Here is a 12,910-nt window from a genome sequence, read left to right as displayed (position 1 = left end):
TCAATACTTATAAGGCTCCATTTTACCACAGCTACAAGCGCAATTAGGGTCGGTAACGCCTAATTTTTTAAGAAAGAACTGGTAAAAGCCTATACGGTCTTTCATGCTGTAATTGTCTTCACCCTTATTACATTCCAATTCGCCGTTTACGATAAGGATGGTCATGCCGAAGCCCGGTGTTCGGCCTTTGGCTCTATCAGTGGCGCTTGGTTGCCATTTACCTATCATCACATCATGTGCTGATGGTTTGTGAGTTTCGGGCGTCATCCAGAAATAAATAGCAGTTTTAAACGATACAACAGGATCAGTTTCAACCAGGCCCGGATTGTTCAGTAATACTTTCTTATCGCCAAAAATACAGTCAGATGCATAACCGTAGTTGCCATTATAACTTATTTGCATAGGCCCGCGACCATAGTATTTTTGGCCTTTAACTGGTGGGTACTCATCGCTATCGCTTATGTATTGCAAAGATGTATTTTCTTCGTGCAGCAGCATAAGCCCGTCGGTATAACTCTCATTTTGACCGTGGCGAGTTTCATGGGCTATTTGCGCAAAAAAAGCTGATAATTCGCGCTTGTTAGTAGTTGCATCACCGGCAGTACAAAACGCGCCATAATCAACAGTGTAACTGCTATCAGGCTTTTGCTTGGCCCAAGGCTCGTTCCAATCACCATCCTGCCTTACGGTTGAAGATTTACCTGTACTTTTATCGGTGCGGATAAATTGGTAAACCGATACCGCTCTGCGTGTAACCTGTACCTTTATCTGTGCCAATTCATCAACTGCTTTTATAAAGGCCGCATAGGTATAAAACTTATCTCGTTCAGGGAAAAGCTCATTGAACTGCTTCTCTGATATAAACTTACTGAAAGAAGGGGCGGTAGCAGGTTCGGCTTTAACGGTGGCTGTGCTGTCAGTAGTTTTTTTTGCATTACTGTTACCGCAGCTAAAGCTTAACAATGCGGTTGCCAATAAAGTTACAGTGGCCAGCCTGGCAGTAGAAGTGATGATCTTCATGGTAGCGGTACATATTTTATTTGTACAAAACACAAACACGTAGTTTAAGTTTAAACTTTGTAAATATGCATATTAAAACGCCATCACAATTAAATAATTGTTTATGAAGATCTATACCAAAACCGGCGATAAGGGCTTAACTTCGTTAATAGGCGGTACCCGCGTACCCAAGCATCATTTACGTATTGAAGCCTATGGCACGGTTGACGAATTAAACTCTTATATCGGACTGATCAGAGACCAAAACATTGAACAACACGATAAAGATATCCTCAAAGAGATTCAAGACAGGCTATTTACGGTTGGGTCGTCATTGGCCTCAGATCCCGAAAAATCTAAAATGACAATACCCGATCTTTACGATGATGATGTTGATTTGCTGGAGAAGGAAATGGACAAGATGAATGAGATTTTACCGGCGCTAAAACATTTTATATTGCCCGGCGGGGCTACAACGGCTTCCTATTGCCACATAGCCCGTTGTGTTTGCCGCAGGGCCGAACGTCTCTGTGTACACCTGGCTGAAGAAAGCAAGGTAGAGGAGAAGGTGATCATTTACCTGAATAGATTGAGCGATTACCTGTTCACGTTAGCGCGTATGGTTGTATATCAGCATAATGTTGCTGAAAATCAATGGATTCCGAGAGTTTGAAAATTTTACAAAAAAATATTGATTATCAATTTAAAAATATTATACTTTTGCGAAAACATACAAACAGAAAATATTTACCATTTAATATAAAAACATGTATTGGACACTTGAATTAGCATCACATTTAGAAGATGCTCCCTGGCCTGCCACAAAAGATGAATTAATAGATTACGCTATCCGTTCTGGTGCTCCTGTTGAGGTAATTGAAAACCTGCAGGCTCTTGAAGACGATGGCGAACCATATGAGAATATTGAAGAAATATGGCCTGATTACCCTACAAAAGACGATTTCTTCTTTAACGAGGACGAGTACTAATAAACCTCTGCTAAAACTTAAAGCCACTGATAATCAGTGGCTTTTTTTATTTTTATCTCTGTTTTGGAATGATTTTGGTTTAGCCTCTCTTAATTAACAAAAACTTAAACAAAAGCATATTAACATGAGAGGTTTACTTTACATTATCGCGGTTATCCTGGTGATAGGATGGGCGTTTGGTTTCTTTTACGCCGGCGCAACCGGAATCATTCATATTTTATTGGTAATTGCAATCATTGCTTTATTACTGGGCGTCATAAGAAGAGCGTGACCAGCCAGGCAATAATTGACTTTATCATTTAAACCAATTGGTTGTAAAACTTTTTTTTGGAGACTTGGTTTATATAACATTTACTTAACAAAAACACACATCACTATGAGAAGCTTATTGTACATAATCGCCGTAATTTTAGTTATCGCCTGGATATTTGGCGCATTTGTAACACCATTTGGTGGCAACATCATTCACGTACTCCTTGTAATTGCAATAATTGCAGTATTATTAGGCGTTATCAGACGAGCATAATATTAAGTCTGACCATAAATATTAGGCCATCAGCTATTAGTTGATGGCTTTTTTGCTTAATAACGCTTCGGCAATTATAACATCTTCGGGAAATGTGATCTTAATATTGCTATGGTCGCCCTTGATTAAATTTATTCTGTATCCGGCTTTTTCAACTACCGAAGCATCATCAGTGAAAAGACTTGTATAGGGTTGTTCATAAGCCTCTTTTAACACCGATGCCCGAAAGGTCTGCGGTGTTTGCACAAGGTAAATTTCATCTCTGTTGAGGCATGCAGAAATGTCGCCGTTCAGCTGTCTTATAGAATCACGGCTTTTTACAGCTGTAACTGCCGTCCCATTTGACGCAGCGACACGAAAGCTCTCTTCGATAGTTTGTTTAGACGTTAGCGGACGAACAGCATCGTGCACAGCAACTATCGCATTGGCTTCAGTTATAATCTCTAAAGCATTTTTTACGGAATGGAAACGCGTTTCCCCGCCCGCAATAACCGTATGAGGTATTGTAAAGCTATGCCGCTGGCAAAGTTCTGCCCATAGGTCATGATAATTACTATTAAGCGCCAGGATGATCTGGGGTGCAGCACTACTCTCAAAAAAAGCCCTGATGGTATGCATTAAAACCGGTTGACCGTAAATTTCGATAAACTGTTTTGGTAAGGCAGATTGCATACGGCTGCCTGTGCCACCAGCAACAATTACTGCGTAATCAGATTTAAGATTTGAGATTTGAGATTTGAGATCGGGCATAATAAAAGTTTTCATGTGATCCCTAATTTATTTCGGGATGACATCACAAAAGCTGACAACTTTACTTGTGGGTTGCCGAAACAAGTTCGAGATGACTAATCTTAACAAAGCTATAAAACAAAAATGAGATATGAGTTTTAGTCTCATATCTCAAATCTAATATCTGCGAGAAGCGCTGATTAGATGATCAGCATCGCATCGCCGTAGCTGTAGAAACGGTATTTTTCTTTTACAGCTACTTCATAAGCGTGCATAACGTGTTCGTAGCCTCCAAATGCACATATCATCATCAACAGGGTTGACTCAGGCGTGTGGAAGTTGGTGATCATTGAATTTGCGATGCTGAATTCATACGGCGGAAATATGAACTTGCTTGTCCAGTCGTTTGCCGCTTTAAGAGATTTGTTAGCTGATACAGCAGATTCTATAGTACGCATAGATGTAGTACCAACGGCACAAACACGTTTTTTGCGCTCAATAGCACGGTTCACAATATCTGCCTGCTTTTGCTCGATTATAAACTGTTCAGAGTCCATTTTATGCTTGGTAAGGTCTTCAACCTCAACCTGGCGGAATGTACCCAAACCAACATGCAAAGTAACCTCTGCAAATTCAACACCTTTTAATTCAAGGCGTTTCATCAATTCGCGGCTAAAGTGCAAACCTGCAGTAGGGGCAGCCACGGCACCTTCGTTTTTAGCGAAAATGGTTTGGTAACGCTCTTTATCCTCGGCGGTAGCTTTGCGTTTAATATATTTTGGAAGCGGTGTTTCGCCTAATATTTCTACGTTACGACGGAATTCTTCGTCAGTACCGTCAAACAGGAAGCGAATGGTACGGCCACGAGATGTGGTGTTATCAACTACCTCAGCAATTAGCAGATCGTCATCACCAAAATAAAGTTTGTTACCAACGCGTATTTTACGTGCCGGATCAACCAATACGTCCCAAAGGCGAAGCTCTTTGTTTAATTCGCGAAGCAAAAATACTTCGATCGTGGCACCCGTTTTTTCTTTATTACCATACATACGTGCCGGGAAAACTTTGGTATTGTTCAGGATCATTACATCCTGGTCGTCAAAGTAATCCAAAACATCTTTGAAGATCTTATGCTCAATCTTGCCCGAATCGCGGTGTAAAACCATTAAACGCGACTCGTCGCGCTTATCTGCCGGGTTGTGGGCAACTAATGATTCAGGTAAATCGAATTTAAACTGAGATAATTTCATGCTTGTATATATGAATTTTTAGGGCGCAAATGTACGAAAATATTATTAAATTATGCGCCTTTGTTTACGGAAACAGGTTTGTGACAGTTTATTGAAAATGCCTGTAACTTAACTCCATAAACACCGTCTAAACCATACTGTTTTAGGCAATACAAAATCTATAACCCGTGGTTAGCTTATGATCATATTAAAACTTATCCGCGAAAGTTTCCTGTTTGCGTACGATGCTTTGAGGCAAAACAAGCTTCGTACCTTACTTTCTTTGCTGGGGGTAACCATCGGTATATTTACCATCATAGCTGTATTCTCTGCAGTAGATACCCTGCGTAATAATCTGCAAAAAAGTGTTAATAAGCTGGGGAGCAATAGCATATACGTTCAAAAATGGCCCTGGGTTGGCGAGGATAATTTTCCCTGGTGGAAGTATATGCAGCGCCCGGTACCAAAACTTCGGGATTTTGACCAGTTGGCCCGCCGCAGCCAAACGGCTAAAGCTTTATCTTACGAGATCAGTATCGATAACCGTACGGTAAAATATGGAAGCAACACGGTAGACGGTGCGCAGATAGACGCAGTTTCTCACGATCATGATAAGACCTGGAATTTCGATTTTCAGGACGGTAGGTATTTTACGGAGATAGAATCGCGTACGGGGGCGCCAGTTACTATTATAGGAGCAGATATTGCGTCAAATTTGTTCCCGGATGGGAATGCTGTTGGTAAACAGATCAAAATTATGGGCAGGAAGCTTACCGTAATAGGTGTGTTTACCAAAGAAGGCAAGGATATGCTTGGTATAACCAGCGATAACGAGATATTGCTGCCTTTAAACTTTGCCAAGAACGTAATTGACGTTGAGAACGAAAGGTATAACCCGCAAATAGTGGTGCGCGGGCTTGATAATTTGACCGATGTGGAGGTCGAAAGCGAAGTGCGCGGCATTATGCGGTCTGTACATAGCATACGCCCGGGCGCAGAGGATGATTTTTCGCTTAACAAGTCAACCATATTAACTAACCAGTTAGACCAGGTTTTCGGGGTATTGAATATTGCCGGTTTGATCATTGGTGGCTTTTCAATCTTAGTTGGTGGCTTCGGTATTGCTAATATCATGTTCGTGTCGGTGAAAGAACGTACTAACATCATCGGCATTCAAAAATCATTAGGGGCAAAAAACTACTTTATCATGCTTCAGTTTTTGATAGAAGCGGTTGTACTTTGCCTGATGGGTGGTTTTATAGGTTTGTTTTTAGTTTACCTGGGCACTTTTGCGGTAAAGGCCATAGCAGACTTGCAAGTGGTGCTTGATGCAGGAAACATCATCTTTGGCATAAGTATTTCGGTGGCTATCGGGATGCTATCAGGCATTGTGCCCGCTTACTTTGCAGCTAAGTTAGACCCGGTTGAAGCTATCAGAACTAATTAGGCTTCCTCCGGATCTTTAAGCAGATCCAGACCTTGTTCTTGTTTGCGATATTTTGAAACCTTTTCAAACAGATCTTCGGGCACAAAAGGTTTGGTGATATAATCGCACATACCTGCCTGGTATGCCTTTGTGTAAGTTTCAGCCATAGCATCTGCTGTAAATGCGATTACCGGTATCAAAGGATCTATTTGTTTAATTTGAGCAGTGGCTTCAAACCCATCCATCACAGGCATTTGCAGGTCCATAATGATAAGATCGTAAACTTCACCAGCTCTAACTAAATCCACAGCAAGCTGACCATTAATGGATTGTGCAACATGGGCCCGCCATTTCTCTAAAAACTTAGCCGCTATCATCAGGTTCATTTTGTTATCATCAACAACTAAAATTGTCATGCCTGCAAGATCTTGTGGCAAGGTTGGTGCTAACACATCCTCCTCGGTGCTTATATGTTCGCGTGGCTCAAGAGCTGCCACAGGAGCATTGCCAAATCTTATGGAAAAAGTAAAGGCTGTGCCTTTACCCGGCTCGCTGCTAACTTCTATGTTGCTTTGGTAAAGTTCTATAAGGCGTTGGGTAATGGCAAGGCCTAAACCCGTGCCACCATACTCGTGTGTTATGGTTTGCGGACCTTGTATAAATGGATCAAAAACAACGGTCAAATTCTCGGCAGACATGCCAATGCCGGTATCAGTCACGGCAAAATTGATCGTCACGTCGCCGTCTGCAGTGAACTCTCTCATTAGAGATATGGTTACGCTGCCTTTGTGAGTGAATTTAACTGCGTTGCTTACCAGGTTGATTAATATTTGCCCTAACCTTGTTTGGTCGCCCATTACAAAATCCGGGATGGCATTATCGTATTGCAGATCGATCTCCAGGTTTTTTTCAACCGCTTTTGCATAAAACGATTGGCGAACGTTTTGTACTAATTGATGAATATTGAACGGCAGGTTTATCAACTGGAGTTTGCCTGCTTCAATTTTATTGTAATCCAATATATCGTTAATGATAGCCAACAGGTTCTCGCTGCTAAATTTTAGCGTATTGAGATATTCCAGCTGCTCTGGCTTTGGATTCTCTTCCAAAAGCAGGTTTGTTGTACCTATCACAGCATTCATAGGTGTGCGGATCTCATGGCTCATGATGGATAAGAATTCCGACTTAAAGTGCGATGAGCGCTCTGCCTGCTCTTTTGCCGAAATCAATTCCTGCCTAACTTTTTGCTGTATGGTGATATCTTCACCTATGCTGGTAGTTTCCTTAATATTTCCATATTCGTCATAGCTCACCGTATTTTGCCAACTGATGGTTCTTAAGTCTCCATTGCGGGCGATAATGGGATTAACATAATGTGGTTTAACCGTTTTGTTTTTAAACCACGATGTAATTACTTCCCTGTGTTCGCCGGGAACAAAGTTCTCCGTCCAGTCCATCCCTAATATTTCCGCTTGCGAATAGCCAACCAGGTTAGCCAGGTATTTATTACAAAAGATAACCTTACCCTCGGCATTTAACGACAGTGCAGCCATTTTAATGGTTTCCAATACCAGGCGGTACTTATTTTCGGTGCGGTGATGGTCTATCTCAGCTTGTTTACGTTCGGTTATATCCTGCAGCGTGCCAATTATTTTACGTAATGTGCCATCTTCCCGGTACATAAGCTTACCAATAATAACGCTGATATACTTGAGGTTACCGTTTGGTGTGATGATACGGTATTCATAAGAGCTACCTGTATTATTACCACTTTTGAATAAGTTGCTTGCAATGTACTGGTCGTCCGGGTGGATGTATTGTAACAACAATCTCCCAAAACGAGATGATGATGCGTTATTGAGATCTATCTCATGTATCGAATTAACCTCATCGCTCCATGATAAAATGTTGCTTTTGCTATCCCATTTCCAGTTACCTATCTTGGCAATGGTTTGCGCCTCCAATAACTCAGCCTGGCTAATCTTAACCGCTTTTTCGGCAAGTTTAGCTTCGGTCAGATCTTGTATAATACCTACAACCCGCTTAAGCCTGCCATCGGTATGCTGTTGCAGATCGCCCACTTGTATCTTGAGGTACTTAAGATTGCCTTTTGGGGTTATAAATTTGTGATCAACGCTGTTTGATCTCGTATTATTTATTTGTTTAAGATAGTCAGTTACGGCTTCCCTGTCGTCCTGATGAACAAGTCCAATATAATATTCAAATTTACTTGTTCCCTCAGGGATGCTATCGATCTCTAATACATTATAGAGACTGGAAGACCAGTAATTTTCCTTTGTGTCATCATCATACCACCAGTTACCAACTTTAGCCAATTGCTGGGCTTGTAACAACAATGCTTCGTTTTCAACAAGTGCATTGGCATGTTTCTTTTGCTCAGTAATTTCAGTTACTGAAACAGATATGCGTTTAGTGTATGCACCGTTAACATCAAGTACCGGAGACGCTTTGGCTAAAAACCATCCGGGCTCGCCGTAAACAGACGCAAACTCTACCTGGTAAGGCTTTTTGTACCTGATGACATGGTCGTAAACCTCCAGAAAAGGACGCGCACGTTCTTCGCCTATGGCTTCAAATAGCGTTTTATTAATAAAATGTTCGGGTTTTAAATAGGGGGGCGTATTTGGCCCGAACCAAACGTTGATACAGGTCTTGTTTTCATCAAACTCAAAAATAGTATCATTAACAGAGCTGATGAGCGCATGTAGTTGATGCTGGCTCTCACGCAATTTAATGCCCTTACTTATAAGCGATTTATTGAGCTCTACGATGCTTTTTACGGCTTTGCGAAATTGTAGTTTGTAAGCCAGCACTACCAGGAAAGATACGTACGCAACAATTGTGAAAACAGTTATCAATATTAACAGCCCCGAGAGTGGTATCTTACTTGATGATGTAAGATAGGCACCTACAACAGCAAGCGTATTTAGCGACGCCAGACAAACAAATTCCCAGGCCTTTTTACAAAACAGCGTTAACGCGACAAAAATTGTTAACGAGCTGAATAAGTAAACGTTAGCAAAATTATTGATCCCTAAAAGTAAATAGTTATTGATGTACAGGTGGGAGCAAATATTGAGGTACACCATTATCCTCAGCGGTTGCCTGTTCTTAAGATAAGATGCTGCTAAAGTTATAAGGCATATCAATACGTTTAGTGCACGCAACCAAATTGGATCAAAACTGTTGTTGTAACACAGATAATGTAAAGACGGGCTTGCAATTAGCAAACCTAACAGCACTAATCTGTTTATGGTTATATCGTTCTCAATAAGCTGCAGAGCTTTGCTTTTAAGCGACATGAAGCAGGGGTAAATTTTTAATCAAGTCAAACAAAATTGAGGACGACAATATAATTACTTAATGAGAATTTTACAGTTAGTAAATCATCATAAAGGCTATTAATACGCAGATTTAATTACATTTGTTGCAAACACTAATTATCCTATGTCTGAGACTGCACAACTAAAAATTGGAGACAAAACATACGAACTTCCTGTAATTGAGGGTACTGAGGGCGAAAAAGCTATCGATATTTCTAAACTTCGTGATCAAAGCGGTTTTGTTACCCTTGATATTGGTTACAAAAATACCGGTGCCACTAAAAGCGCCATCACCTTTTTAGATGGTGAGGTTGGTATACTAAAGTATCGTGGATATCCAATTGAACAGCTTGCAGAGCAAAGCACATTTATTGAGGTTGCTTATTTGTTGATCTATGGCAACCTGCCAACCGAAGAACAGCTTAAAGCTTTTGAATACGAAATAAGCCACCATACCCTTGTACACGAGGATATGAAAAAGTTTTTTGATGGTTTCCCTTCAGGTTCACATCCTATGGGCCAGTTATCATCACTAATAGGTGCTTTGGCTGCATTTAATCCTGCTTCGCTTAAACAAGGCTTAACTGCAGAGGAAGTGAATTTAGAGATCATTAAACTGATAGCCAAGATGAGCACCTTGGTATCATGGATCTACAAGAAATCGCTTGGTCATCCGGTGATCTATCCTCGCAACAAATTTGACTACGTTACTAATTTCATGCACATGACCTTTGGTCAGCGCACAGAAGATATTGAAATAGATCCGGTAGTGGTTAGCGCCATGAACAAACTGCTTATTCTGCATGCAGATCACGAGCAGAACTGTTCAACATCAACCGTGCGTATTGTAGGTTCATCAGATGCTAACCTTTATGCTTCTATTTCGGCAGGTATCTCTGCACTATGGGGCCCGCTGCATGGCGGTGCAAACCAGGCTGTGGTAGAGATGTTGCAAAAAATTAAAGAAGATGGCGGCGACGTTGATAAATGGGTTGCTAAAGCTAAAGACAAGAATGATTCGTTCCGTTTGATGGGCTTCGGTCACCGCGTTTACAAAAACTTTGACCCCCGCGCCAAGATCATTAAAAAAGCGTGTGACGATATCCTTGAGAAATTAGGCGTACAGGATGAAACCTTAGATATCGCTAAAAAGCTTGAAGAAGTTGCCTTAAGCGACCCGTACTTTGTTGAGCGTAAATTATACCCTAACGTAGATTTCTACTCGGGCATTATTTACACCGCGTTAGGTTTCCCTACCGAAATGTTTACTGTTCTATTTGCCCTTGGCCGTTTACCGGGATGGATTGCCCAGTGGAAGGAAATGAAAACCAATAAGGAGCCTATCGGTCGCCCGCGACAAATTTATGTTGGCGAGGTGAACAGGGAATACACTGATATTAAAAGCAGGTAATGCCTGGGTGAATAAAATCACCGCAAAATATATTTTATCCAAAGCCCGCTTGCCGGGCTTTTTTCGTACAGCAATGACACCACGCGAAATACTTAGACAATATTGGGGACATGACCACTTCCGGCCGATGCAGGAGGAGATCATTGCGTCGGTATTGCAAGGGCGTGATACGTTGGCTTTACTGCCTACCGGTGGTGGCAAGTCCGTATGTTTCCAGGTGCCTGCCTTGGCGAAGGACGGTATCTGTATTGTAGTGTCACCGCTTATCGCGCTGATGAAAGATCAGGTTGAAAATCTGATCGAAAGAGGAATCAATGCCATATCCATCGTTTCGGGAATGGGTAGGCGGGAAGTGGACATAGCCCTGGATAATTGTATTTATGGCTCGGTCAAATTCCTGTACTTATCCCCGGAACGTTTGCTGTCTGATCTGGTGCGCGAACGCATCAGATACATGAATGTTAACCTGTTCGCGGTTGATGAGGCGCACTGTATCTCGCAGTGGGGTTATGATTTTAGGCCACCTTACCTGCAACTGGCTAAGTTGCGAGAACTGCATCCTGCAGTACCTGTACTTGCCCTTACAGCAACTGCAACGGCAGAAGTAAAGCAGGATATACAGGATAAGCTTGACTTTAATAACAGCGCTGTATTCGTTAAGAGCTTTGAGCGTAAAAACTTGAGTTACGTGGTGCAAGACACCGAGGACAAACTGCGCAAGCTGATCGACGTAGCTACCGGCATACAAGGGAGCGGAATAGTATATGTACGAAGTCGTAAAGAAACTTTTGAGATAGCGAGGCACTATCAGCGCCATCAAATATCTGCCGATTATTATCACGCCGGCCTTTCTGCCGATGAGCGCTCAGAGAAGCAATCGGCCTGGAAAAATAATAGTACCCGCATTATTGTTGCTACCAACGCCTTTGGAATGGGCATAGATAAGCCGGATGTAAGGTTTGTGATCCATAAAGACATACCGGACAGCCTGGAGGCCTATTACCAGGAAGCCGGCCGTGCAGGGCGCGACGAGCAGAAAGCTTATGGCGTTTTACTGTATAACGAAGCGGATAAATTGCGGCAACAGAAAAAGTTTTTACAAAATTTCCCCTCTATTGACGAAATAAAAAAGGTATACCATAACCTGGGCAATTATTGCCAATTGGCTTACGAAGCAGGGGAGGGCGTAAGCTTTGATCTTGACCTCGGTGAGTTTTGCAGCAAGTTCGAATTGGATGCTATCAAGACCCTCAACGCACTGAAATTCCTGGAGCAGGATGAGTACGTTTCATTTACCGAAAGCGTTTACCTGCCCTCGCGTTTTAGGTTTGAGGTACTTAACGAAGACCTATACAACTTTCAGATACAAAACCCTGGCTGGGACCCATTTGTTAAAACGCTGCTGCGTTCTTACGGAGGTTCATTCGAGAACTACGTGCGGCTAAAGGAGTTTGACATAGCCAGGCGCACCGGTATGAGTGTGCAACAGGTAATTGCCGGGATGCAGCAACTGCAGGCCTTTGATTTATTAAGCTATATGCCACAAACGGACAAGCCTCAGATCACTTGGTTAAAACCTCGGCAGCCAAACAATCAACTCTACATTAACAAGGCTTATATTGAGCAGCGCAAAGCCACCTATCTTAAAAAGCTAAAAGCAGTATTTGCTTATGCAGACGATGAGGTATGCCGCAGCCAGCAACTGCTTAATTACTTTGACGAAGAGGATGCACCAAAATGTGGCGTTTGCGACGTATGCCTGAGAGAAAAGCGTTTGCGTAATTCCGGCGAAATTGTTGACGACCTAACTAACGAGATCGTACAATTGCTTACTATGCGTTCTCATACCATCACTGATCTTATCCCTGCGCTTAAACTTGGTACCGAGCGCGAGAAGATCCAGACTCTCCGTATGCTGTTGGATGCCGGAAAGATAAAAACGGATGGTGAAAATTACTATTTGTAGCGATTTGGTCTAATTAGACCGTTCACGTTCACGCCATGAACACTTGTGAACACCGTGAACGCTGAAAATGGTGACCCGTCCTGGAAAAAGTTTACAGATTAATGAATTAATACTGCGGTGAATTTACACTTTATCATTTAATACTGATGGATGTTGATCCTTCATTTTGTTCAATCATTCATGATAGCCTCCTTTCTGTGTGGTTTCCGGTAATAGTTCTGCCATTTTCGTTTCAGCTCACCGGTTTTCAGGTGGGCTTGCTCGGGTGTCATCATTTCAATGCTGCTGTGC

The 12,910-nt window shown here is 42.0% G+C and carries 11 protein-coding genes; 7 read left to right on the top strand and 4 right to left on the bottom strand.

What is annotated here, in order from left to right; genetic code table 11:
• On the bottom strand, positions 1-1,020 hold the full coding sequence (locus FPZ42_RS00055) for a chitinase (RefSeq protein WP_146268459.1): 1,020 nt from the start codon (positions 1,018-1,020) through the stop codon (positions 1-3).
• A 103-nt stretch (positions 1,021-1,123) separates the two neighbouring features.
• Between FPZ42_RS00055 and FPZ42_RS00050 the strand changes: the two genes are divergently transcribed.
• The 4 genes from FPZ42_RS00050 to FPZ42_RS00035 all read left to right on the top strand — a co-directional run bounded on the left by FPZ42_RS00050 (position 1,124) and on the right by FPZ42_RS00035 (position 2,514).
• Positions 1,124-1,672, top strand: coding sequence for a cob(I)yrinic acid a,c-diamide adenosyltransferase (locus tag FPZ42_RS00050; RefSeq protein WP_146268458.1), 549 nt, complete (start codon positions 1,124-1,126; stop codon positions 1,670-1,672).
• A 94-nt stretch (positions 1,673-1,766) separates the two neighbouring features.
• On the top strand, positions 1,767-1,988 hold the full coding sequence (locus tag FPZ42_RS00045) for a DUF2795 domain-containing protein (protein ID WP_002996718.1): 222 nt from the start codon (positions 1,767-1,769) through the stop codon (positions 1,986-1,988).
• A 124-nt stretch (positions 1,989-2,112) separates the two neighbouring features.
• Positions 2,113-2,259, top strand: a complete 147-nt coding sequence (locus tag FPZ42_RS00040) for a lmo0937 family membrane protein (RefSeq protein ID WP_146268457.1) — start codon at positions 2,113-2,115, stop codon at positions 2,257-2,259.
• Positions 2,260-2,364: 105 nt separating this feature from the next.
• Complete coding sequence (locus FPZ42_RS00035; RefSeq protein WP_146268456.1) at positions 2,365-2,514, top strand: lmo0937 family membrane protein; 150 nt, start codon at positions 2,365-2,367, stop codon at positions 2,512-2,514.
• 36 nt (positions 2,515-2,550) lie between these two features.
• Here FPZ42_RS00035 and FPZ42_RS00030 read toward each other — a convergent pair whose 3' ends face one another.
• On the bottom strand, positions 2,551-3,279 hold the full coding sequence (locus tag FPZ42_RS00030; protein WP_261382196.1) for a 2-C-methyl-D-erythritol 4-phosphate cytidylyltransferase: 729 nt from the start codon (positions 3,277-3,279) through the stop codon (positions 2,551-2,553).
• A 164-nt stretch (positions 3,280-3,443) separates the two neighbouring features.
• Positions 3,444-4,493 carry a tRNA preQ1(34) S-adenosylmethionine ribosyltransferase-isomerase QueA gene (gene queA, locus FPZ42_RS00025; RefSeq protein ID WP_146268455.1) on the bottom strand — a complete coding sequence of 350 codons (1,050 nt, stop codon included), beginning with the start codon at positions 4,491-4,493 and terminating at the stop codon, positions 3,444-3,446.
• 178 nt (positions 4,494-4,671) lie between these two features.
• Between queA and FPZ42_RS00020 the strand changes: the two genes are divergently transcribed.
• Positions 4,672-5,919: an ABC transporter permease gene (locus FPZ42_RS00020; protein ID WP_146268454.1), complete on the top strand. Its 1,248-nt coding sequence runs from the start codon at positions 4,672-4,674 to the stop codon at positions 5,917-5,919.
• On the opposite strand, the gene FPZ42_RS00015 is transcribed toward FPZ42_RS00020, so the two are convergent.
• A complete protein-coding gene (locus FPZ42_RS00015) occupies positions 5,916-9,221 on the bottom strand; it encodes a PAS domain-containing hybrid sensor histidine kinase/response regulator (protein WP_146268453.1) in 3,306 nt (1,101 codons plus the stop codon). The genes FPZ42_RS00020 and FPZ42_RS00015 overlap by 4 nt on opposite strands.
• 145 nt (positions 9,222-9,366) lie before the next feature.
• Between FPZ42_RS00015 and FPZ42_RS00010 the strand changes: the two genes are divergently transcribed.
• Both FPZ42_RS00010 and FPZ42_RS00005 read left to right on the top strand, forming a co-directional pair.
• The gene (locus FPZ42_RS00010) at positions 9,367-10,653 is read left to right on the top strand and encodes a citrate synthase (protein WP_146268452.1); all 1,287 of its coding nucleotides are present in this window, start codon (positions 9,367-9,369) and stop codon (positions 10,651-10,653) included.
• 73 nt (positions 10,654-10,726) lie between these two features.
• Positions 10,727-12,619, top strand: a complete 1,893-nt coding sequence (locus FPZ42_RS00005; protein ID WP_146268451.1) for a RecQ family ATP-dependent DNA helicase — start codon at positions 10,727-10,729, stop codon at positions 12,617-12,619.
• Positions 12,620-12,910: the final 291 nt, after the last annotated feature.

This window comes from Mucilaginibacter achroorhodeus, from assembly GCF_007846095.1.
GTDB classification, from domain to species: Bacteria; Bacteroidota; Bacteroidia; order Sphingobacteriales; family Sphingobacteriaceae; genus Mucilaginibacter; species Mucilaginibacter achroorhodeus.
This window is presented reverse-complemented; position numbering and strand designations above follow the sequence as displayed.